Source organism: Phosphitispora fastidiosa, assembly GCF_019008365.1.
GTDB classification, from domain to species: Bacteria; Bacillota; Thermincolia; order Thermincolales; family UBA2595; genus Phosphitispora; species Phosphitispora fastidiosa.
The window spans coordinates 458,051-481,189 of sequence record NZ_JAHHUL010000001.1; the positions used below are offsets into that span (position 1 = coordinate 458,051).

Genomic DNA, 23,139 nt, shown 5'->3' on the forward strand with positions numbered 1-23,139 from the left:
TTCCAGGATAAAATCAAATGAAAAAAACGGCGACACCCAATCGGATAACCGCCGTCCCACACTCTCTGTCCATTCCTTGTCTCCTGTCTCCTGTCTCCCGTCTCCTGTCTCCTGCCTCCTGCCTCCTGTCTCCTGTCTCCTGTCTCCTGTCTCCTGCCTCCTGTCTCCTGTCTCCTGTCTCCTGTCTCCTGTCTCCTGCCTCCTGCCTCCTGTCTCCTGTCTCCTGCCTCCTGTCTCCTGCCTCCTGCCTCCTGTCTCCTGTCTCCTGTCTCCTGCCTCCTGTCTCCTGTCTCCTGTCTCCTGTCTCCTGTCTCCTGTCTCCTGCCTCCTGCCTCCTGTCTCCTGTTTCCTGTCTCCTGTCTCCTGTCTCCTGTCTCCTGTCTCCTGCCTCCTGTCTCCTGCCTCCTGTCTCCTGCCTCCTGTCTCCTGCCTCCTGCCTCCTGTCAATTATCCGCAAACTGTGGCACGAACCTAAGCTCAGTGCCCGGCTGATATTCGTTTTTTAGGTAATCCATGGGATTGGTGCTGATCAGCCGTACAATCCTGCACCTGTCAAGACCACACTGTTCAACCTGAAGTTTAACCCCCTGGACTTCCAATTCCTGATATTGCGGCCCGGTTCTGTCAATACCCTCAAGAACCATTTCTATTGGCAGCGGAGTATATATTAGTGTCATTGCACCAGTCCCCCTGAATTTCTGCCTTCTTCAATCAACTGGTTGAGCTTTTTGACAGCATGGGAGATTCCTCCTACTTCATTAATCAGGCCGGCTTCTACAGCATCTTTGCCTATCAGAACCGTACCAATGTCCCGGGCCAAGTCCCCAGTCCGGAACATCAACTCCCTAATCTTGTTATCGGTAACCTGTGAATGCCTGGTAAGAAAGTTTACCACTCTGTCCTGCATTTTATCCAGATACTCATATGTTTGGGGTACTCCGATAACAAGTCCGGTAAGCCTGATTGGGTGTATTGTCATGCTTGCAGTTTCCGCAATATATGAGTAATTGGAGGAAACGGCGATGGGAACCCCAATACTGTGTCCACCACCCAGCACTAGTGACACAGTGGCTTTGGACATGCTAGTTATCATTTCAGCAATTGCCAGACCTGCCTCCACATCCCCGCCAACAGTATTTAACACAATCAGAACCCCTTCAATTTCAGGATTCTCTTCCAAAGCAACCAATTGTGGTATTATGTGCTCGTACTTTGTTGTCTTATTTTGCGGTGGCAGCACCAAGTGACCTTCTATCTGACCTACAATGGTCATACAGTGAATATTGGTCTTGGTCTGGGGCACAGTCATCTGTCCCAGTTCTTTTATGGTATCAACAACATCCCCCTTTTTATTAGCTGCCTGCTTTGTTTTTCTAACCCGCTGAGGTTCAGCCTGTGGCTCCCCGCCGGGCAATGGAGGTATCCCCGGTTCACCTTCGGTTCCCGGTGTCCCCGGAGGCACAGGTGACTGGGGATTATAATAGTTGGGGTCAAACGGTGTCTGTCCCCCTGTAAAAGGAAACCGTCCCGGTACGGAACCGTCGGAATTCATCGGCCCGGGGTAACGCGTCCAGTAATATTCAGACATCTAATCACGCTCCTGATATTATTTCCCCCTTAGTATGTTACAGTTGTTAACAAATTACTCAGCGAATTATCATTAGTATCATTACAGCCTCAATCATATTACAGCATCAATCAAACTTTTAAATTTTTACCATTAAGTTTTCACTGCATAGAATGTCGTATTATGGTAAAATGTGAAATAAGAAAAAGAACCGGAGAACAGAAGCAGCGAAAGTTGAGATACTAAATAACAGGGGGAAACTAGATGAAGCATTACAAAGGTTACATAATCTATCTATTAATAATCTCCCTGGTCTCCCTGATTATTGTTATTGAATACAACAGTTTTAAAAATAACAGAGGCATAGTAAGAACTGAACTTACAGCACAACAGGGCATACTTGATTTAACTGATTGGGATTTTGCTAATTACCCATTACACTCACTTGACGGCGAATGGTTATTTTTCTATCAACAGTTTGTCAAACCTGATAACAAAGAGAGTTCAGCTCATGGAGTTATTACTGTCCCCGGTTTATGGAATTCCTTTGAATATAACGGGGCAAAAATTGGTTCATCCGGTTACGGTACATATAAACTAAAGGTTTTACTTCCCTCTGATTCCAAAGAAAAACTAGCCCTGAAAGTACCTGATATGTCCTGCAGCTACCGTCTTTTTATAAACGGTGAAGAGATATCCTCCAATGGCATTGTGGGGACATCACCGACAGAAGAACTCCCCCAATGGAAGCCCTTGATTAGGAGTTTAAACACTAATTCCAGCCAACTGGATATTGTGATTCACGTTTCTAACTTTCACCATGTGAAGGGCGGCATCTGGGAGTCCATTGTACTGGGCACCGAAGCAGCGGTTTACAAAAACCGGGAATTGAACCTCCTGCTTAGCTTTATTCTGATTGGCGTGTTGTTCATTTCAGTTCTTTATTACCTGGTCATTTTTTCAGTAATGCAAAACGATATGACCAGTCTGTATCTGGCCATGTTTTCTCTAATGGCCGGTTTAAGGGAGCTATTAGTCAGAGAGGTGGTCATTTTTTTACTGTTTCCAAATACATCCTTCAACCTCATATCAAAGCTGGAATACATTACAGTCCCCTCAGGGCCTGTTCTCCTGGCATTATCATTGTACAGCCTGTACCAGGCAGAATTCCCCAAGAAGGTTTTATATACTATTGTAACTGTTTTTTCGGTTTACATAATTATTATCATTTTTACCCCCTTAAAAATATTTGGGCCTCTGATGCACTTGTATTTGATTCTTTTCGTCATTGCCTTTATTTATTTGATTACCGTTATTGCCGCTGCTGCCAAAAAAAAGAAGCCGGGTGCAGGTACGCTGCTTTTTGGTACCTGTTTCCTGCTTCTAACTGCTTTGATAGATATGGGTTATGTTTACAAGGTTCATAATAATTATGACCTGGCTTATACATTTTCCATCGGACTCATTATTTTTATTCTTTGTCAAATGCACTCATTATCTTTATATATAGCAGATGTTTTTCAACAGGCACAGCGATTGGCTAAAGCAGAGATGGCTTTTTTACAGGCACAGATTGTCCCGCATTTTTTGTATAACACCCTGAATACCATCATCCATCTCACCAGGGAATCGCCGGAAAAGGCCCGCAGCCTGCTTACAGAATTAAGCAATTATCTTCATGGCAAATTTAATTTTGACTTATATCATAAAAACACATCTGTCTCTCTTGAATACGAGCTGGGTATTGTAAAATCCTATCTGGCAATCGAGTCAGTCCGGTTTAATGACCGCTTGAAAGTAAATTATCAGGTAGAGGAACAGGCCCTAAACTATAAGATATTACCGTTTCTCCTCCAGCCGCTGGTAGAAAATGCGGTCAAACACGGTTTCAGAAATAATCCTGAAGCTTGCATTATAGTTATTTCCGCGTTTTTTCAAGAAAACAACTTAATGCTCTCAGTTTCTGATAACGGATTGGGAATGCCAAAAGCTAAAATACTGGCACTGACAAAAGGTGATTCTAAAGAGCTCGGGACCGGTCTTAATAATATAAATCAGCGCTTGAATGTTGCTTATGGAACCGGTTTAAGTATTACCAGCGCAATAAATACGGGTACCACTATTAATATAAAGATCCCGTTAAGTAATATAAGCATCCCGTTAAGGAGTGAGCAAAGCTATGTTAAAAGCAATGCTGGTTGATGATGAGGTATTTGCCCTTAAGGAACTGCAATTACAACTGGAAAGCCTTCCTAATATTCAAATAGCAGGCTCTTTTACCAATCCCTTTGAAGGCTTCTTCAATATATCTGTACTAAATCCCGATGTAGTCTTTTTGGATATTGACATGCCTGAAGTCAGCGGCATTTACCTGGCAGAACAGATTATGACCACCCATCCCGAGGTGGAAATCATTTTTGTCACAGCCTTTGATCAGTATGCCCTGGATGCCTTTGAACTCAATGCTGTGGATTATATCCTCAAGCCCGTTACATTGGAAAGGATCCAAAAGGCCGTCTCCAGGCTGGAAGAAAAAATTGAAAAAAACATTGCTACTGACTTCTGTTCCTTAAGCAATCAATATGAGGAGTCGGTGAAAAAGTTCTTTATTTATGAAGAAGATAATATTATCCTCCTGAGCTTTAGAGATATCTACTATATTGAGGCTCTCAATAAATCTGCCCGCATTCGCACTCAGGGCAGGTCTTATAACTCCGGTCATCCCCTTCATTATTTTGAAAACAAACTAAAAAACCTTAACTTTTTCCGGCCCCATCGAGGTTATCTGGTTAATCTTGAAAAAATTGCCGAAATTATCCCGAAAATTAATTACTCTTTTGATATCAAGCTGACCGGTATTGATGATTTAATTCCGGTCAGCAGGGCTAATGTCAAGCTGCTGAAACAATTGCTGGAGCTTTAACTATTAGGTAACGGTTACATTAATCTCCCACATATTCCCATCCATTCTGTTGATCATCAGGGTATATGCGCCTGCTGCAGTTGCCTGGGCCGGATTTGCGATGACTAAGTCGGCACTGCCTGCTGCTTTTGTTACGGTAACATCAATTAATGTTGTCGCATTGTCATTCATCATGCAAGAATATATACTTCCATCATCTGCCGTAAACCCTGCCAAAACATCATTGCCTGCTGCATCTGTCATTGCCGTAATTGTTATTGTCGCACTTGCATCCGTATTGGCAAATGATGCTGAACCCGGACTGATTGCCCGCTGTGAAGCCACTACATTCACAGGTAATTCCACAGAGTCAGTGACACCCGCTACTGCTATAGTCAGGGTGTGATTTGCCACTGTTAATAGATTTATCGGGAAATTAACTGCCCCGCCTGTAAAAGTAAGTGTACCATTAAATACTTCTCCATCGGCCTGATTGCTGGTTACGGTAACATTGATATCTCCGGAGAGATTATTACCTGATGTATCTTTGGCTCCCGTTATTGCCAGGCCAAAGATGATTCCCTGGATTTTGTCCCCGGCCTCTACTAAGCCTGCGCTGAATTCGGAAAGGTCGGCATCTGCCGGTACTGAGCCTACGGTCACAGTAATTGTTACATTGCCTGTACTGTCTATGGTTCCGTCATTTGCTTTGACTATAATAGTTACGTCCTGGTCAGCCTGTGCTCCTGCAGGGGTATATGTAATGCCGGCTCCATCTGTCACCACATCGCCTGATACATCATTCAGACTTTCATCTTCTGCCGATACCACTACATAGGTTAATTCATCTGCATCAATATCTTCAAACCAGCCTGCCATATTGCCGGAGTACGCTGCAGCTGCCGGATTACCGCTGACTGCCGCCGGTGTCGCATTTCCGGTTTGTACAGCCTGGCCAGCCACTGCTGTGGGTGCATCATTAATCGGATTAATTGTCACATTCACTGTTGCTGTTGTTATGCCACCCTTGCCATCACCTATTTCATACATGAAACTGTCTGCTCCGTTGTAATTGGTATTTGGAGTGTACTGCAACTTGTTGTCTATCCATACTACTGAACCATGGACACCCTGAGTTTCTCCTGTAATAATCAGAGTATCGCCATCTATATCAGTATCATTTAGCAATACATCAATTAGTACGGTACTGTCTTCGTCTACAACTGCTGAATCGTTAGCTGCCACCGGCTGATCATTTACCGGAGTTACTGTCACATTTACTGTTGCTGTCACTGTGCCTCCATTGCCATCACTTATTGTGTAGCTAAAGCTGTCTGCTCCATTGTAATTAGCATCCGGTGTATACCTTAAACTGTCTCCTTCCTGTGCCACTGTACCATTTGTTCCCTGGGCAAACCCTGCAATACTCAATGTATCACCATCTACATCTGTATCATTTACCAGTACATCAACCAATGTCGTACTATCTTCGTTTACAGTTACCGTTTCGTTAGCTGCCACCGGCTCATCATTAATTGAATTGATTGTCACATTCACTGTTGCTGTCGCTGTGCCTCCATTGCCATCACTTATTCCATAGCTAAAGCTGTCTGTTCCATGGTAATTGGCGGTCGGAGTATAGCGCAGCTTATTGTCTGCTAGTTCTACTGTACCATGGCTGCCCTGGGGAAATTCCGCAATACTTAGAGTATCACCATCTACGTCTGTGTCATTTGCCAATACAGCAATAACCACGTTACCATCTTCGTCTACAACTGCTGAATCGTTAGCTGCCACCGGCTGATCATTTACCGGAGTTACTGTCACATTTACTGTTGCTGTCACTGTGCCTCCATTGCCATCACTTATTGTGTAGCTAAAGCTGTCTGCTCCATTGTAATTAGCATCCGGTGTATACCTTAAACTGTCTCCTTCCTGTGCCACTGTACCATTTGTTCCCTGGGCAAACCCTGCAATACTCAATGTATCACCATCTACATCTGTATCATTTACCAGTACATCAACCAATGTCGTACTATCTTCGTTTACAGTTACCGTTTCGTTAGCTGCCACCGGCTCATCATTAATTGAATTAATTGTCACATTCACTGTTGCTGTCGCTGTGCCGCCATTGCCATCACTTATTGTGTAGCCGAAGTTGTCTGCTCCGTTGTAATCAGCATCCGGTGTATACTTTAAGCTGTTTCCTTCCTGTACTACTGTACCATTTGTGCCCTGATCAAACCCTGTAATGCTTAGAGTGTCACCATCTGCATCTGTATCATTTGCCAATACAGCGACAAGTAAGTTACCATCTTCGTCTAAAGTAACTGAATCATCAACTGCTGCCGGAATGTTATTTAGTTCAACCGCTACGGTTACTGCCTTGGCAGGCATTGTAAAAGTATAGCTTTCTCCTGCAATTAGTTCAGTTGTCGAAATGGCAGCACTTTCTGTATCTGTTACCGTAATTGACTTGAGATACTTGCCGGCTTCTATATCGGCAATATTCACAGTTACGGTTGCACCTTCCTCTGCTTCATCGACCGGGTCAGTGGTGAGAACAGCGGTTCCTCCTGCTGTGCTCGTCGTGATGCTGTATGTGGCTGCTTCAACTACAAAGCTAACGGTAAAAGACTCGCTGACACCATTGTCTGAGGTTACATTGACATCGGCAGTGTAACTTCCGACTGCCAGCCCGTCTTTTGGAACTACTGTAAATGTTGTCGATGATACTCCTGCATTCAGTGTTGCGGCTTGCGGCTGAGTAATTGTAAAGCTGTCTGCATTAATTCCGCTTAATGCCACTGCCAGGTTGGTAATATCACCTGTCCCGGTTCTGGTTACAGTAATTTCTGCCGGAGTCTCCGGTCCATAACCCTCTGTTAAAGTACCTAAGTCTGTTGGATCAGATGCACTCAATTCAATACTGTAAGTCAGAGCTCTGGCATACACACTGTATATTTCCTCGAATCCGTTCTCTGCAATCACCCACACCATAATCCGGTCATTTTCACTGATAATCTCCGTTGCCGCATCTACAACCGGAATATTGTTTTTAAATATTCCATTTACCACCGCTTTTGGATCTCTGGGTTCTGCCACAATACCGGCAAAATCCGTAAAGTCCTCAACAAATAAATCAGCTCCATTGTAATTTCCATCGGGGGGGAAACCAATTGCCATACCTTCGAGTCCGGTTGCATCCATCCCGCCTATGGTGAAAACACTTAAGCTTACATCACTGCTTTTTTCTCCCTCAGGTACTGTCACCTCAGCTGCTGTCCCCGCGTTATAGCCAGTCCTGGCTGCACATCTCACATTATAAGTCCCTGCAGACAGACCCGTGATCTCTGTCCCGGTTACAGCAGTCCACTCTGTATCAGTTGACAGCTTGTATTCCATAGTATTATCCACACCGAGAATCTTCCCATCACTGCCTTCAAACCTGCCCGGAGCCACACCCAAAAGGCCTGTAGGAGCATCCTGGTCCTGATTCGGTGTTGTTTGAGAACCACCGGATGACCCGGAAGTAGTTGTTGTTACGGCAACTGTTGAGCCTTCAGCTTCTTCTGCCATCACAACTGTGCCAATAGTACCCTTTCCTGTTACTGAGGCTAGGGCAGAGACCTCCAGTTTTGTTACTTTAGTATTTCCGGAAACAGTAATATTTGCGTTGACTGCAGTTTCTGTGATGTTCAAATTCTCAACACTGCCGCCAACAAGAGAAACTCTGGCTCCTTCCTGCTCTATGCTGACTGTGCCGAATTTCCCGGTTAAGATTACTTCTTCATCTCCGGTTACAAATACAGTGGTAATACCTGTACTCTTATCAGTAAGAGCATCTGTTTCCAGTCTGGCGCCGCTTGCCAGGCTGACAATCTTAATATTTGTATTGCCATGTGCCACTACTCTTACCTTACCGTTTTTCTTCTGAACAACTACCTTATTTAAAGTACTGTCTGTAAAAATGATACTGTTTTCGCCACCACCAGTAATCACAGTCCTTCCCTCTACTGTGATATTGGTAAGGCGGGCATCCCCATCTCCAATTCCGGCTGTCAGCAGAAGGTCTCCCTCTATGATCATGTTTTTCAGGTTTACATTGGCTGCTGATATGGTTACATTTCCTTCTATTGTAACCACATCCTCTGAAGCTCCAAAGACACCTTCTTTATTATAAAGCTCGCCAACCGCCCTGTTTAAAATAACTACTGCTTCGGCCCTGGTAGTGTCCCGGTCTGGTTTGAAAGTCGTATCAGGATAGCCTTCAACATATCCTGCTGCCACTACTGCATTAACCTCTTCTTTACTCCATGAACCGATATTCCCATAATCCTGAAAGCCATCGACAGGCCTGTTTTGCTTTTCCGCCTCAAGTTTCAGCAGCCTAAATAAAATTACCGATACTTCCTGGCGGCTTATTTTTCTATTGGGACTCATTGTACCACCGGTATCGCCTGTTATGTATCCTGCCTCGACCGCTCTGGCAATTTCGTCGTAATACCAGCCTTCTTTCTTTACATCCGGGAAATTAATGTCTGCTTGATCTTTAAAGCCCATGACCCTGTTAACCATTGTCAAGAATTCTGCCCGGGTAACAGGGTTGTCCGGCTTAAAGGCACCGTCCGGATAGCCTGAGGCCAGGCTGCCATCCAGCCATTCACTAATCACAGCACCTGCCCAGTGTTCCTTGACATCATTAGCTTCTGATGCAAACGCACCCGGCGAAATTAATGTGATTAGTGAAATTATCATCATGCCCAATATAAAACTTTGCAGAAACCTTTTTCTTCCAAATCCGCTTGTTCGCATATTAACCTCCCCTTCCATTAATTATGAAGTTTTTAATTTATCAAATAATGTGTATTCACTTTATTTTACCTTGAACTTTGTCTTATTTTATCTTTTTAATACCGAAACAGCATTAATATGGCGTAAAACGTCAAAATAGCAGCCTGAAAAACAAACGCAAAAAAGCCGCATCAACTGCGGCTTTCAGCGTTTGTGAATTTCACCTGAAACTCACCATATTAAACTTCCATGATGATTGGTAGTATCATTGGTCTTCTTCTGGTTTTCTCATACAGGTATTTACTTGTGGCATCCCTTACATTGGACTTAATTGAAGCCCATTCGGTAATGCCCTTTTCTTCACATTTTTCGAGAGCCTGCTTTACCTTTTCCTTGGCTTCCTCAATCAGCTGCTCTGATTCACGCACATAGACAAATCCCCTGGAAACAATGTCCGGACCGGCTACTACGGTACCGCTCTGCTTTTCAATTGTAACAACGACTATTAAGATACCGTCCTGGGAAAGCTGCTTGCGGTCGCGCAGGACAATATTGCCCACATCACCGACTCCAAGTCCGTCAACCAAGACTCTTCCTGCTGTTACCCGACCGTTAAGCCGCGCGGAGTTTCTCTTGAATTCCAGGACATGTCCATTCTCGACCACAAAAATATTGCTGCGCGGTATCCCTATCTCTGCGGCCAAATTGGCGTGTCTGATCAGATGTCTATATTCCCCGTGAACCGGAACAAAGAATTTTGGCTTAACCAGATTCATCATCATCTTAAGCTCTTCCTGACTGGGGTGGCCTGATACATGGATTCCGGAAAAAGATTCGTATATTACGTCTGCTCCCTGTTTAAAGAGGTGGTCTATGGTACGGGCGACCAGTTTTTCATTTCCCGGGATCGGCGAAGCAGAAATAATGACCGTATCTCCGGGAATGATTTCTACCTGGCGGTGATCACTCATTGCCATTCTCGTTAAGGCCGACATTGGTTCACCCTGGCTTCCGGTAGTTAAAATAGTTACTTTATGTGCCGGTAAACGATTAATCTCATCAAGCTCAACAAAGAGTTCTTTGGGGAAATCCATGTAACCCAGCTCTGAAGCAATTGTGACAACATTCACCATACTGCGGCCAGCAATGGCCACTTTCCTGTCATACTTAAAAGCGGTGGCAATAGCCTGCTGCAACCGGTGTACATTCGACGCAAATGAAGCCACAATAATTCTTCCCTGAGCCGCTCTAAAGGTCTCGTCAAAGGTGTTACCCACTACTTTCTCAGACAGGGTATGCCCAGGCCGCTCCACATTGGTACTGTCAGATAACAATACCAGGACACCCTTCTGTCCCAGTTCAGCAAATTTCTGAAAATCTGTTATCTGCCCATCCACCGGTGTCTGGTCAAACTTAAAGTCACCGGTATGCAGCACTGTGCCAATTGGAGTATGTATCGCAATAGAAACCGCATCCGGAATACTGTGGCTGACCCTGATAAATTCGACCTTGAATGGGCCGATTTCCACAACATCCCTCGGTTTCACCGTATTCAGTGATACTCCTCCGGCAACATTGTTTTCCTTAAGTTTCCCCTGTAACAAACCAAGCGTCAGTTTAGTCCCGTACACCGGTACATTTATTCTTCTAAGCACATAAGGAAGCGCGCCGATATGGTCTTCATGACCATGGGTTAGTACAATTCCCCTTACAATATCCTTGTTTTCCAGAAGATAAGTAATATCAGGAATTACGATATCAATTCCCAGCATCTCTTCTTCGGGAAACATCAAACCTGAGTCAACAACCAAAATATTTTCTCCGTACTTCACAACCATCATGTTTTTTCCGATTTCCCCCATGCCTCCAAGGGGGATTAACGATAATTTCGAATCTCTTGCCATTCCTACACCTCCTGAACACAAAAAAACACGCTAAAACTGGTAGTTTGATTAATGATTGAGAAAACCAGAAGAAGCAGGAGAAAAATATTGGTTTTGTCCGCCCGACTCTCAGGTTACAAAAGATAGCCGCCCATAAACACCTGAAAATATTATACAGTATTTCCTTTTACTCCACAAGAGTTATATTTTGCTGTAATCGCTTTTCAGTTAGTACTATTATAGACACCTTCGGGCCCAAAAATACAGGGCCCACTAATGTTCCGCAAAGCTATTCTCCATTACGGCTATTGTCTTGTAAACCGAATCCCGGTTCCCCACAAACATAATCAGGTCACCGCTCTGTAATACGGTATTCCCGTGAGGGATAATGTTTTCACCGTTACGGTTTACCGACATAATCAGGGTATCCCCCGGGAGTCTGATATCCTTCAGCCGCTTATCGGCAAAAGCTGCATTTGCCAGCACAGCCTCTTCCACCAGCAGGTTATCCTCACTCTCTGTCACCAGCGAAAAAGCTGCCGGGTGAATAACCAGGTTTTCCAACACTATGAGTGTTGAAAAGGCCGGGCTGACAACCCTTACGCCAATGTCTTTAAAGTTTATGGTATTGACACCATTATTGACAACGGAAATAATATTTTTCAGCCCAAAGTCCCGGACCGCCATCCGGCATATCCTGAGATTCAGGTCATCATTGTTAGTGGTTATCAAGATAGTGTCTTCAGGTGTAATTCCGGCAGTCCGAAACCCTTCATCTGTAGTCGCATCAGCATAAAGGACGTTTAACCCGGCAATCTTGGCTTTTGCTCTCTGTTTGGCCCCAATATCTATCAGCGTGACTGATTCACCGCTTTTGGTCAGCCGTTCTCCCAGCAGTATCGAGGTATCAGCAGCGCCGATGATAAATACCCGCTTATCTGATACTTCCTTTTGAGGAGCGAACTTTTCAAACAACAGGGGTGAAACCAAACAGGTCACAATTGCTGACAATATGATAGCCCCATTGGTGTTTTCCGAGATTTCACCAAGTCTAAGGCCCACAGCGGCAGCAGCTATGATCAGGCTTAACCGTGAAGAGAGCAGAAAACCGGCGCTCAGAGCTTCCTTAGCAGAAAATGCAAACCGGAATAAGGCCGCCGGAACAATTTTCACCAGGTACAGGGCAGTAATTAAGAGTGGCAGCAATGTAAGAAAGCTGCCGCTTTTAGCCGCCTCCGCAATATTAAAAGTTGCCCCGACCAAAATAAAAAAGATGGGAATAAAAAAGCCATATCCGATTGCTTCCAGTTTTAGTATAAAGGCTTCTTCTCTCTTCTCCGAAACGAGGGAAACAATAGCTCCGGCAAGAAACGCTCCCAGAATAGCTTCAGAGCCCAGGTATTCGGAAAAAACAACAAAAATGAGTATCAGTGCAAAAGAACCCCTGACCCTGATCTGGGACGTGGCATCTGACAGCCTCTTAATCACATCAAGCCTGATTAAGATATTCGCCAGTTTGTAAAAAATGAAAAAAGCCAGGAAAAGGAATAACACCAGCAGTATATCCTTGATTTGACCGGAAGTAAGCATCAGCACCACAACAGTTATCAGGAGCATGGTCAGAAAATCAGCTATCAGGGCTGAAAGGAGTATGGTCTGACCAAAAGAAGTGTTTATAATACCTTTTTCCTTGAGTACAGGGACAACAATACCAAGTGAAGTTGTTGACAGTACCAGGGTCACCAGCCAAGGGCTCCTTATATAGCCTAGTTCAGTTAAGCCAATTGAGATCAAAAAAGAAAATATCAGGGTCAGTCCAAAAGTTCCAAAAGCCAGCAGCACCGGATTTGCCCCAGCGCTTTTTTTGCTCCTCAGGGCAAGGGCCAGGGTCTGGAAATCAATTTCCAGACCTGACAGAAACATCAGGTAAGTAAATCCAAATGCTGACAGAAACTCAAGAAGCGGCCCTGTTTCTATAAGATTGAAGCCGCTTACCCCCAGGATAAGGCCTGCCACAATTTCGCCGATTACCACAGGCAGCCGGATAAACCTGATATGGCTTGTTATAAATGGGACTATAAAAGCTGCCAGAATAATAATCAACAGGGAATAAAACATGTGTTCATTTGCCATAGCTCTTATCTTCCTTTTTATTAATAAATTAACCCAAACCCTCTCATTTAGTACTGAGAGAATTTGGGTATCAGTCACATAGTTATTTTAACAAATTTTCATTAGGCTTATCAAGCATTAAATCCCGGCAGGTTAAATTTTGTTGTATATTTCCAACAGTTTCCTGATTGCCCCTGTTTCCTCACCTGTTGCTTCAATCAGAGGAGGTCTGAGCCCGCCGACTTGAAATCCCATCAGGTTCATGGCTGTTTTCACCGGAATTGGGTTTGTGGTCAAAAACATGCCTTCAAATACGGGAATAAGGTCCAGGTGAATCTTTCTGGCAGTATCAATGTCACCTGCCATGAATGCCTTGACCATTGCCTGCAGTTCATTTCCCACAATATGGGCAACAACACTGATAACTCCATGCCCGCCCACACTAAGCATAGGTAATATGATGGCATCCTCACCACAGTATATCAGGAACTCTTCAGGGGTTTTGCGCCTGATTTCTCCTGCCAGTACCAGGCTTCCGGAAGCCTCCTTAACGGCAACAATATTTTCAACCTTTGCCAGTTCGGCAATAGTATCCGGCAACAAATGTGACGAGGTTCTGCCGGGGACGTTGTATAGTATTAACGGCAAATCTGTGGCCTCGGCCACTGTCCGAAAATGCTGATACATGCCTCTTTGAGGCGGTTTGTTATAATAGGGTGTAACCAGCATGGCGCCGTCTACGCCGACTTTTCCCGCTTCCCTGGTCAACGCCACTGAATCAGAGGTGACATTTGACCCTGTGCCGGCGATAACTTTCACCCTGCCGCCCACTTCATCCACCACGGCTTCAAAAAGCCTGATTTTCTCTTCTCTGGTGAGTGTGGGAGACTCACCCGTAGTTCCGGCCACAACTATACCGTCAGAACCATTATCCGCTAAATATCCGGCTAACTTCCTGGCCTGCCCGTAATCAACTTCCATACTGGAGTCAAAAGGGGTTACCATGGCAGTCAGCACTCGTCCAAAGTCTCTCACCACTTTTCCAACCTCCATACTATACTTATTCACCCAGAGCGAAATAATTATGCAGAGCCCTTATGGCTTTTTCCATATCATCCTGTTTTACCAGACACCAAATTGTGGAATGTGAATCAGCTGTCTGGAGTATCCCAATATCTTCAGCCACCAAGGCTTCAATAATACTGGCCATAACTCCCGGAACTCCAGCCATTCCGGCGCCCACTGCCGAAACCTTGGCACATTTTGGAGTAACAATAGGCGCAAACCCCATGTCTTCCAGAAGACCAACCGCTCTGCCGGCAATATCGTCTTTCACGGTATAAATTACCACATCGGGATGTATATTTATAAAGTCCACACTGATTCCGGCATTTGCCATTGCTTTAAATATTTTAAGCTGAGGGTACTCCGATGATGGAAATTCAGATGTGGTAATCTCAATCTGAGTTACATTGGGAATATGTGTAATACCTGAGATAATACGGTCCCGTTTGATTTCCACCCGCTTGTCATAGGAAGCAGTGACCAGGGTTCCCGGGGCATCGGAAAAGGTACACTTGACCCTGATGGGAATATTTTTTTGCATTGCAATTTCCACGGCACGGGGGTGAATCACCTTGGCCCCTTCATGGGCCAACTGGCATATTTCATTATACGTAATCTCATCAAGGGTTCTGGCGTTCTCAACTATCCGGGGATCAGCTGTCTTAATCCCATCCACATCAGTGTAAATATCAATTGCCTCAGCATTAAGTGCTACCCCCAGAGCCGCTGCGGTGGTGTCACTGCCCCCGCGTCCCAGGGTCGTAATCATGCCATTTTCTGTCTGCCCCTGAAAACCGGCCACGATAACAATAACTCTTTCAGAGACATATTGGTGAATCAGTTTGGGGTCAACTTTAACTATATGGGCATCAGTGTGCCCGTTATCGGTAATAATGCCGGCCTGGCCTCCTGTCAGAAAAACAGCCTTATGTCCCTGTCCTTCAAGGGTAGCCACCATGGTTACTCCAGAAATAATTTCACCACAGGCCATCAGATTATCCAAAGCCTCAGGAGAGATTGATGAATTAATACCCTCAACGAATTTTACCAGGGTATCAGTAGCATATGGGTCTCCCTGCCGTCCCATGGCTGAGACAACTACCACAGGAGCATATCCCTCATCTTTAGCGGCAATTATCTTACGGGCCACCTGTTCCCTCAGTTCAGGAGTAACCAGTGATGTCCCACCGAACTTCTGCACCAGGTATTTCACACAATCATCTCCTAAAAGCAGCCGTATTTTACCACCAGCTCCGCAATCTGGACAGCATTAGTGGCCGCGCCTTTACGCAGTTGGTCAGAGACTACCCACATATTCAGACCATTGGCGATTGAATTATCTTCTCTGATTCGTCCGACAAAAACCTCATCCCGGTCAGAGGTATACAGAGGCATGGGATATTCCCTCTTTCCGGGGTCATCCTGAACAATTATCCCGGGAGCTTTGGACAGTATTTCTTTCGCTTCTGCCGGTGTAATCCTGCGCTCTGTTTCAATATTTACCGACTCAGAATGGCTTCTAAATACAGGAACCCTAACAGTTGTCGCGGTTATCTCGATACTGTCATCATGCATTATCTTTTTGGTCTCATTGACCATTTTCCATTCCTCTTTGGTATAATCCATATCGGAAAAAACATCTATATGTGGAATGAGGTTAAAGGCAATCTGATGGGGGAAAACCTCCGGATTGATTTCCTGCTGTCCTTCGGCAAACATTTTCACCTGAGCGGCCAGTTCTTCGATAGCTTCCTTACCCGCCCCGGATACAGCCTGATATGTTGACACTACAACCCTTTTGATCCTGGCAGCATCGTGAATTACCTTAAGGGGAACCACCATTATGATTGTCGAACAGTTGGGATTGGCAATAATACCTTTATGCTGCCTGACATCCTCAGGGTTTACTTCAGGGACAACCAGAGGCACATCATTATCCATCCTGAAAGCGCTGCTGTTGTCAACAACCACAGCCCCTCGTTTGGCGGCTTCCCTGGCATACTCTTTACTGGCTGAGCCCCCGGCAAAAAGGGCGATATCAACACCCTCAAAAGCCTCATTAGCCGTAGCTGCTACTGTATAGTCCCTGCCCTCCCAATTTATTTTGGTACCGGCTGACCTTTCAGTGGCAAGAAGCTTCAGGCCTCCAACAGGAAAATTCCTCTCCCGCAGAATCTTCAATAACTCTTGTCCAACCGCGCCGGTGGCGCCTACGACCGCTAGATTAATTTTTTTCACAAATATCCCTCCGTAAATTGAATAAATATATATATTGTTCACACCGACGAGTACAAGTCAACTTGCCCGGCACACCCATCCCCAGAAATTATTCTTTTTAATATTGGATAATTACCGGTTGTAATTGTTTTCCCTTCAGGGCTGATTTTATGGCTTCGGCCACTAATGACATGTTTGCCACAAGGGAATTGGCCTTTACCTGTGGATTATCCTGTCCAAAGGGAACCATATAAATATTTTTCATATTGAGCAGCAGGCCGATATTCTTAGCATTGATTCCCAGACCGTCGTTTGTTGATATTCCCATGACTACCGGTCTCTGGTTGCGCAAATGGGCTTTTACAGCCATTAAAACAGGTGTATCGGTAATTCCATTGACCAGTTTAGCTATGGTATTACCGGTGCACGGCGCAACAACCATAATATCAAATAATACGTTTGGCCCAATCGGTTCCGCATCCACAATTGTTTTTATTATATCATGCCCGGTCGCTTCTTTGAGCAGTTCTTTCCATTCACTTGACTTACCAAATCTTGTATCAATAGAATCAACACTATATGACATAACCGGGTACACTTCCGCTCCGCTTTCAATCAGGCGGGGTATTTGATTCAGGACTTCTCTGACAGTACAGTGTGAACCTGTAACAGCAAAACCTATTTTAACACCATTAAGTTCCATTAAAGCACCCCCGACTACCTTCTGTCTTCTTCCAGAGAAGATAAAGACGAAGTGTTGGCGAGTTCGCTTACCATTATGTCCGGAATAACTCTTGACAATATCAATCCTGCGGTACGGGGGGCAACTTTTCCCGGCAGGCCCGGAGCCAGAACAGCATTCCGGCCCAGCTTAGCAGCCGCCTTAAAGTCAACACCTCCCGGCGTTGAGGCAATATCACAGATGTACACCACAGGTTTTGTCTTCCTTAAAAGAGACTCATCCAATACAAGGAAAGGAACGGTGTTAAATATAATGTCAGCCTTTTCAAGACACCCAGGCAGCTGACTGTAGTTTAAAGGCTCCATTCCCATTTCGGCAATCCTGGCAAGGTCTGCCCGCTTCCTGGCAGCTACAGAGGTTTTCGCCCCCAGAGCAGACAGCATGCGGGCAAGGGTTAGGCCGCACCTGCCAAAACCAAGCACAACCGCATTGCTGCCGTGGATAGTGATATCAGTGGCTTCCATAGCCATTTGAAGAGCCCCTTCCGCAGAAGGGATGGAATTCATAATGGCCACTTCATCCATTCCTGCAATTTCCACCAACCCAAGGCCTCGTTCAGCAACCAGTTGTTTGAGCAGCGGGCGGGCAAATCCAACAATGACAGTACAGTCATCAATACAGGATCTGATCAGGTCCTTAGTAAACCTGAGGGGTTTCAGCCCATACCTGGCCATTATTTTACCCTGTTCATCAATGCCCGACATGGGCAAAATAACGAAACGGGCGCCACTTACTGCTTCCACTGCCGATTCAAAGTATTGGACCAGATTGTTCCCGATGAATTTAGTTATTCCGGCCACTCTGACGTTAGCACCCAGCTGAGCCAGCTGAGGAACGAGAATAAGTTCCCTGTCGTCTCCTCCAAGGACCGCAGCGGATACTCCCGCGAGTATCGAACTCATGCCACAACCTCCTTTGTACACCAACTACTGACAGTATATGAATTGATGCAAAGGGAGGTGCTTGTATAGAACCGGTTTCACTTATTCAGTTAAAAGTTTCTCCAGACCATAGGTCACTCCTTTCAGCTCTGCGACTCTTCTGACTGCCAGGATTACGCCCGGCATAAATGACTCTCTGCTAATGGAGTCGTGCCTTATGGTCAGGGTCTGACCAAGCCCGCCAAAGATAACTTCCTGGTGGGCTGTCAATCCCGGAAGACGAACACTGTGAATCCTCATCCCGTCATATTCCCCGCCCCTGACGCCCCGGAACTTCTCCTGTTCATCAGGGTGGCCTTGGCGGCATGTTTCCCTGCTCCCTTTTATCAGTTCAGCTGTCTTAATTGCTGTTCCTGAAGGAGCATCCAGCTTCAGGTCATGGTGCAGTTCAATTATCTCAACATTTGGCAGATACCGCGCTGCTTCTGTGGCAAATTTCATCATCAGTACCGCTCCAATAGCAAAATTAGGGGCTATAATGATACCAATTCCTGCCTCCCCGGCCATCCGGTTAATATTGGCAATATCCTCTTCAGACAAGCTTGTTGTGCCAACTACGGCATGCACATGATGAGTCAGAACGGTATTAAGATTGGATCTGATACTATCCGGAGTAGTAAAGTCAACAACTACCTCTGCCCGGGTTTCCTCAATAACCCGCCCGAGGTTTCCGGTAACAGGCACCCCGCAGGGTTTTCCCGCTGTCAGCAGGCCTATATCCTCTCCATGATTGTTTATATCCACAGCTCCCACAAGTGATAAGTCACTTTCGCCCAGGACTGCTTTAACGACTTCGCGTCCCATCCTGCCGGCGGCTCCGGCCACGATTACTTTTAGCATGAGATATCCAGACCTCCTGTATATTTCCAGAACTGTACCGGTGAATTGGACAATAACTGACCAGTTTACACCAAATACCTTAAACTTTATTTTCTTATAAATGGGCTCAGATGTCAAGGGCGAAACATTGACTAACCTGTGCGAATATATCACCCAAGCTCTGGCAAACTAATATATATATCAACTTATACATACAGGGTGGTCACACTCAATGAATGATAAAGGACATCAGGCCTTGGAATTTGCCGGTCTGGCAGGGGAACTGCTGCTGGAAAACGGGGCTGAAACACCGCGTGTTGAAGACACGGTACATCGGATATGTTCAACAGCAGGTCTTACAGAGATTGAGGTAATTGTATTTCCAACAGGTATAATCATAAATGCACTCTATGATAATGTCCGGGTTACGCGGGCCAAAAGGATACATGCCAGGGAAACCAATCTCAACAAGATTTCCGTTGTAAATGATGTTTCCCGAAAATATGCCTGTAGTAGAATTTCACTTAATGAAGGATTGGCCATTGCCCGGGAATTGGATACCGGCAAACCGGACCGCAGAGTTTTTTGGGGTAACCTTGCCGCGGGAGGCATCGCTTCAGGCTCGGCCACAATCCTCCTGGGAGGATACTGGGCGGATTTTCTTCCGGCTTTTATGGCAGCAGCCATGGTCAGGACTATTATTGGAGTAACGGCATTTAACCTGGCATATGTACTGCAGATTTTCCTGGCAGGAATTTTTGCGGGGTTTGGCGGCAGCTTATTTGTTGACCTGGGCTTTGGTTATCATTTGGACAAGATTATCGTAGGGGCGCTGCTCCCGCTTTATCCCGGCATAACTCTGACAAATGCGGTAAGGGATTTTATTTCGGGGGATCTGCTGTCCGGGACCCTGAGGATGGTTGAAGGGCTGCTTATTGCGGCAGCCCTTGCCAACGGGGTCGGGGTAGCCTTGTCTATGTATCACGGGCATCTGCGGAACTATTTGTTTTAACCTTATGTTGGCTATCGAAAATGACCTGGCAGCATATGTTGACGCATTGTACCGATTTTCCGCACTGCCGCCTATGAGTCTAAACTGCCAATCCCCGGCATCAGGGCATCGTCCCCGAACTCGATGGCTCATTGGGCTTGTCTCACGGGGTAGCCGCCTCTCGTTTTGGCAAGCCAAAAACTTCCCGGCGGCCTTCGCCATCTTCGAACATGCGGGGACTCCCTGCCCTGATGCCGGTGCTTTGCAGCAACACTCATTACGGCGGCAGTGCCAGGAAAATCTTGTACAACACCTCACCATATTACACGGGTCATTTCCTGGAGCCTAAAGTGAAGTAACAAAACAAAAGTTCAGGCTTGAAACCCTGAACATAAGAATGCTATACCCTTAACATTTTGACCTTGAAAGGAGAAAACACGATGCTTATAAAAATGTTTCTGGCTTTCCTGACAACACTGTTCACAGGGATTACACTGCAGACTCCAAAATCTGCGCTGGTTACCGCAGGTCTGACCGGTATGCTTGGGTGGACAGTCTATAATATACTGATACAACTTAAGTTTTCCACTCTGTTTGCATCAGTCTCCGGCGCTATTATTATTGGTGGGTTTGCTGAAATAATGTCGCGAATACAGAAACAGCCGGTTACCGTTTATATAGTATCAGGTATCATTCCCCTGGTACCGGGTATTACATCTTATGACTCGATGCTGGATTTTATTAACAGCCGCTATATTGAAGGGATAGCATTGGCCTTTAAGGCCTTACTGATTGCAGCATACCTGGCAACAGGACTTGCCATCGTACCCATCACCGTCCGTTTTTTCCGCCGCCGGGTCGGCAGATTTGGGGAGAAGTAAAAAAGCTATCCGGGATATCTGGTCAGGTTGGGTACTGTCCCATCCAATTCAACAATCACCACTTCATTGCCAATTTTTTTTATTGACTGCCATGGAATAATTATGTGCTGCCGGTCCATCCATAAACTGAAAAAGTTGTTTCTGCGGGGCAATATAATTGATTGAATCTCTCCGGTGTGGCAGTCAACTACCATATCAGCTTCACCGATCACTCCCAGTCTTGCCCCATCGACCATATTAATAACCTCTTTCCCTTCAAGGTCACTCATTCTCAGATAACCCAATCTCCACACCCTCTTTAAATAAAAGTCGCCGCTCTCATCCGGTTTAACTGCAGGGAAAATCTGTTATCAAAAAAAGACACCCTCATATAATGTTTATGAGAGGGTGTCCCAGGCTATTCCATAGAATTGTTAAAAATTATTTTCCCGTAGACCCAAAACCTCCTGAGCTTCTTTGGGTATCATCCAGGCTCTCTGTTTCGGCAAATTCAGCCCGGGCAAATTTGTTAATTACCATCTGGGCGACCCGGTCACCCCTGTTAATTTCGAAGGGAGCCTGTCCATGGTTTATCAGGATTAATCCTATCTCGCCCCTGTAATCAGAGTCAATGGTCCCAGGTGTATTTACCAAAGTAATACCGTGTTTCAGGGCCAGGCCGCTCCTGGGCCTTATCTGCGCCTCATAGCCACGTGGCAGCGCTAAACACAACCCTGTAGGGATCAGTTTTATCTCACCGGGCATTAAAACCTCTGGCTGCCCGACTGCAGCCAATAAATCCATTCCGGCTGCCCCGGGAGTCATATACTGCGGCAGGGGCAGCCCCTTGCCGGCATCTGTTCTGCTAACATAAACCCTGACCTTGTCCATTTACTCCTCCATTAATCAATCGACAATCTAAGTTCTTTTTCATCCACCTCGGGACCAACACAGGCTATAACAATATTATCACACCTGAAAAAGCTGTCTGCAAGCCTTTTTATGTCTTCAAAACCGACCTTGTTAATTTTCTGCACTGTTTCTTCTACAGAAATAACACGGTTTACTGAAAGCTCTGATTTACCCAGCCGGGTCATCCTGTTGCTTACATTTTCCAAGCCCAGGAGCACACTGCCCTTTAGTTGTTCCTTGGCCCTTGCCAGCTCTTCTGCAGTTATGCCTTCTTTCCTGACGCTATTTAATTCCGCACTTATCAGGGAGAGTACCTCCTTGAGGTTGTTCCGGCTGAGACCGGCATATATGGAAAAAAGACCGGCATCCCTGTATGAACTATGATAAGTGAAAATGGAATAAGCCAATCCCCGTTCTTCCCTGATCTCCTGGAACAGGCGGGAACTTATCCCTCCACCCAAAGCGCTGTTAATCAGGTGTAAGACATAAATATCTTCATGCTCCATTGGCAGCCCGGGGGTTCCTACACAAAGGTGTACCTGTTCAGTATCCTTCTTTTTCGTGCTTATCCGGCATTCAGTCACCGGTTGAGAGTATATTCTTTCTCTGGTACAGGGTTTAATCGTGCCAAACAGTGGAGCCAGTTTGGCCACAATTTGCTCATGTTTGATATTCCCGGCTACTGCAACCACGAGAGAATCCGGAGCATAATTGTCATTTCTGAATTTAAGCAGCTTTTCTCTGTCTATAGTTCTGATTATGTCTTCAGTGCCGATGACAGACCTGCCCAAAGCATGACCGGACCACAGGGTGCTGGTAAAAATATCATGTACCAGTTCATCGGGTGTATCCTCATACATCTTTATTTCTTCAATGATAACATTCTTCTCTTTATCAATATCTTCTTCCCTGAAAAGGGAATTGAAATACATGTCACTGAGCAGGTCTACCGCTACATCGATATGCTCGTCCAGAACCTTGGCATAATAACAGGTATATTCCTTGGAGGTAAAGGCATTAAGCTGCCCACCTACTGCATCAAGGGCCTCTGCAATACCCTTGGCTGTTCTCTTGGCAGTTCCTTTAAACATCATATGTTCAATAAAGTGTGCAATACCGTTATTACTTTCATTTTCATCCCTGGAACCCGCGCCCACCCAAAGGCCCATAGAAACTGACCTGACATAAGGTACTTCTTCAGTTACTATTCTTACTCCATTTGCTAATGTCTCTTTTTTATACACTTATAATGTCCTCCCCCTAAACGACGATGTCAAACGCATATACCTGTTTAAAATTCGAGACATTTATCAAAAATCCTCCACAATAATCGG

Annotated in this window: 19 protein-coding genes; 4 read left to right on the forward strand and 15 right to left on the reverse strand. The window is 45.4% G+C overall.

Annotated features, from left to right (window positions below; all coding sequences use genetic code 11):
• Positions 1-13: 13 nt before the first annotated feature.
• From Ga0451573_RS02265 to Ga0451573_RS02275, 3 genes are read right to left on the reverse strand one after another with little or no spacing between them, the layout of a single operon-like run.
• The gene (locus Ga0451573_RS02265; RefSeq protein WP_231682239.1) at positions 14-457 is read right to left on the reverse strand and encodes a hypothetical protein; all 444 of its coding nucleotides are present in this window, start codon (positions 455-457) and stop codon (positions 14-16) included.
• Complete coding sequence (locus Ga0451573_RS02270; protein ID WP_231682240.1) at positions 444-677, reverse strand: YlzJ-like family protein; 234 nt, start codon at positions 675-677, stop codon at positions 444-446. Before Ga0451573_RS02270 ends, Ga0451573_RS02265 begins: the two co-directional genes overlap by 14 nt.
• A complete protein-coding gene (locus tag Ga0451573_RS02275) occupies positions 674-1,588 on the reverse strand; it encodes a ClpP family protease (RefSeq protein ID WP_231682241.1) in 915 nt (304 codons plus the stop codon). Before Ga0451573_RS02275 ends, Ga0451573_RS02270 begins: the two co-directional genes overlap by 4 nt.
• 243 nt (positions 1,589-1,831) lie before the next feature.
• Between Ga0451573_RS02275 and Ga0451573_RS02280 the strand changes: the two genes are divergently transcribed.
• Both Ga0451573_RS02280 and Ga0451573_RS02285 read left to right on the forward strand, forming a co-directional pair.
• Entirely contained in the window at positions 1,832-3,769 is a 1,938-nt protein-coding gene (locus Ga0451573_RS02280; protein WP_231682242.1) for a sensor histidine kinase, read from the forward strand.
• Entirely contained in the window at positions 3,747-4,490 is a 744-nt protein-coding gene (locus tag Ga0451573_RS02285) for a LytR/AlgR family response regulator transcription factor (protein WP_231682243.1), read from the forward strand. Before Ga0451573_RS02280 ends, Ga0451573_RS02285 begins: the two co-directional genes overlap by 23 nt.
• A 3-nt stretch (positions 4,491-4,493) precedes the next feature.
• Here the strand turns inward: Ga0451573_RS02285 and Ga0451573_RS02290 are convergent, their stop codons facing one another.
• From Ga0451573_RS02290 to dapB, 9 genes are all read right to left on the reverse strand, one after another.
• Positions 4,494-9,284, reverse strand: a complete 4,791-nt coding sequence (locus tag Ga0451573_RS02290; protein WP_231682244.1) for an Ig-like domain-containing protein — start codon at positions 9,282-9,284, stop codon at positions 4,494-4,496.
• 218 nt (positions 9,285-9,502) lie between these two features.
• Complete coding sequence (locus Ga0451573_RS02295; RefSeq protein WP_231682245.1) at positions 9,503-11,167, reverse strand: ribonuclease J; 1,665 nt, start codon at positions 11,165-11,167, stop codon at positions 9,503-9,505.
• 252 nt (positions 11,168-11,419) lie between these two features.
• A complete protein-coding gene (locus Ga0451573_RS02300) occupies positions 11,420-13,279 on the reverse strand; it encodes a monovalent cation:proton antiporter family protein (protein WP_231682246.1) in 1,860 nt (619 codons plus the stop codon).
• Between the two features lie 132 nt (positions 13,280-13,411).
• On the reverse strand, positions 13,412-14,296 hold the full coding sequence (gene dapA / locus Ga0451573_RS02305; protein ID WP_231682247.1) for a 4-hydroxy-tetrahydrodipicolinate synthase: 885 nt from the start codon (positions 14,294-14,296) through the stop codon (positions 13,412-13,414).
• Between the two features lie 22 nt (positions 14,297-14,318).
• Positions 14,319-15,536: an aspartate kinase gene (dapG, locus tag Ga0451573_RS02310; protein ID WP_231682248.1), complete on the reverse strand. Its 1,218-nt coding sequence runs from the start codon at positions 15,534-15,536 to the stop codon at positions 14,319-14,321.
• An 11-nt stretch (positions 15,537-15,547) separates the two neighbouring features.
• Complete coding sequence (locus Ga0451573_RS02315) at positions 15,548-16,561, reverse strand: aspartate-semialdehyde dehydrogenase (protein WP_231682249.1); 1,014 nt, start codon at positions 16,559-16,561, stop codon at positions 15,548-15,550.
• A 97-nt stretch (positions 16,562-16,658) separates the two neighbouring features.
• Positions 16,659-17,243 (reverse strand): dipicolinate synthase subunit B, encoded by a 585-nt coding sequence (locus tag Ga0451573_RS02320; protein WP_231682250.1) that lies wholly within the window; start codon positions 17,241-17,243, stop codon positions 16,659-16,661.
• Positions 17,244-17,257: 14 nt separating this feature from the next.
• Positions 17,258-18,184, reverse strand: a complete 927-nt coding sequence (gene dpsA, locus Ga0451573_RS02325; protein WP_231682251.1) for a dipicolinate synthase subunit DpsA — start codon at positions 18,182-18,184, stop codon at positions 17,258-17,260.
• A gap of 81 nt (positions 18,185-18,265) precedes the next feature.
• Entirely contained in the window at positions 18,266-19,063 is a 798-nt protein-coding gene (gene dapB, locus Ga0451573_RS02330) for a 4-hydroxy-tetrahydrodipicolinate reductase (protein WP_231682252.1), read from the reverse strand.
• Positions 19,064-19,274: 211 nt separating this feature from the next.
• On the opposite strand from dapB, the gene Ga0451573_RS02335 reads away from it, so the two are divergent.
• Both Ga0451573_RS02335 and Ga0451573_RS02340 read left to right on the forward strand, forming a co-directional pair.
• Entirely contained in the window at positions 19,275-20,054 is a 780-nt protein-coding gene (locus tag Ga0451573_RS02335) for a threonine/serine exporter family protein (RefSeq protein WP_231682253.1), read from the forward strand.
• Between the two features lie 419 nt (positions 20,055-20,473).
• Positions 20,474-20,914: a threonine/serine exporter family protein gene (locus Ga0451573_RS02340; RefSeq protein ID WP_231682254.1), complete on the forward strand. Its 441-nt coding sequence runs from the start codon at positions 20,474-20,476 to the stop codon at positions 20,912-20,914.
• A gap of 5 nt (positions 20,915-20,919) precedes the next feature.
• Here Ga0451573_RS02340 and Ga0451573_RS02345 read toward each other — a convergent pair whose 3' ends face one another.
• The 3 genes from Ga0451573_RS02345 to Ga0451573_RS02355 all read right to left on the reverse strand — a co-directional run bounded on the left by Ga0451573_RS02345 (position 20,920) and on the right by Ga0451573_RS02355 (position 23,049).
• On the reverse strand, positions 20,920-21,198 hold the full coding sequence (locus Ga0451573_RS02345; protein ID WP_435052277.1) for a YlmC/YmxH family sporulation protein: 279 nt from the start codon (positions 21,196-21,198) through the stop codon (positions 20,920-20,922).
• A gap of 136 nt (positions 21,199-21,334) precedes the next feature.
• Positions 21,335-21,784 (reverse strand): dUTP diphosphatase, encoded by a 450-nt coding sequence (gene dut, locus Ga0451573_RS02350; RefSeq protein ID WP_231682255.1) that lies wholly within the window; start codon positions 21,782-21,784, stop codon positions 21,335-21,337.
• 11 nt (positions 21,785-21,795) lie between these two features.
• Positions 21,796-23,049, reverse strand: coding sequence for a M16 family metallopeptidase (locus Ga0451573_RS02355; protein WP_231682256.1), 1,254 nt, complete (start codon positions 23,047-23,049; stop codon positions 21,796-21,798).
• Positions 23,050-23,139: the final 90 nt, after the last annotated feature.

What these genes read in the sequence shown, in the direction of transcription:
- Ga0451573_RS02290 (WP_231682244.1), bottom strand. Translation starts at nt 9,284, where the DNA reads ATGCGAACAAGCGGATTTGGAAGAAAAAGGTTTCTGCAAAGTTTTATA.
- Ga0451573_RS02335 (WP_231682253.1), top strand. Translation starts at nt 19,275, where the DNA reads ATGAATGATAAAGGACATCAGGCCTTGGAATTTGCCGGTCTGGCAGGG.
- Ga0451573_RS02320 (WP_231682250.1), bottom strand. Translation starts at nt 17,243, where the DNA reads ATGGAACTTAATGGTGTTAAAATAGGTTTTGCTGTTACAGGTTCACAC.
- Ga0451573_RS02300 (WP_231682246.1), bottom strand. Translation starts at nt 13,279, where the DNA reads ATGGCAAATGAACACATGTTTTATTCCCTGTTGATTATTATTCTGGCA.
- Ga0451573_RS02285 (WP_231682243.1), top strand. Translation starts at nt 3,747, where the DNA reads ATGTTAAAAGCAATGCTGGTTGATGATGAGGTATTTGCCCTTAAGGAA.
- Ga0451573_RS02280 (WP_231682242.1), top strand. Translation starts at nt 1,832, where the DNA reads ATGAAGCATTACAAAGGTTACATAATCTATCTATTAATAATCTCCCTG.
- dapB (WP_231682252.1), bottom strand. Translation starts at nt 19,063, where the DNA reads ATGCTAAAAGTAATCGTGGCCGGAGCCGCCGGCAGGATGGGACGCGAA.
- dpsA (WP_231682251.1), bottom strand. Translation starts at nt 18,184, where the DNA reads ATGAGTTCGATACTCGCGGGAGTATCCGCTGCGGTCCTTGGAGGAGAC.
- Ga0451573_RS02295 (WP_231682245.1), bottom strand. Translation starts at nt 11,167, where the DNA reads ATGGCAAGAGATTCGAAATTATCGTTAATCCCCCTTGGAGGCATGGGG.
- Ga0451573_RS02270 (WP_231682240.1), bottom strand. Translation starts at nt 677, where the DNA reads ATGACACTAATATATACTCCGCTGCCAATAGAAATGGTTCTTGAGGGT.
- dut (WP_231682255.1), bottom strand. Translation starts at nt 21,784, where the DNA reads ATGGACAAGGTCAGGGTTTATGTTAGCAGAACAGATGCCGGCAAGGGG.
- Ga0451573_RS02340 (WP_231682254.1), top strand. Translation starts at nt 20,474, where the DNA reads ATGCTTATAAAAATGTTTCTGGCTTTCCTGACAACACTGTTCACAGGG.
- Ga0451573_RS02275 (WP_231682241.1), bottom strand. Translation starts at nt 1,588, where the DNA reads ATGTCTGAATATTACTGGACGCGTTACCCCGGGCCGATGAATTCCGAC.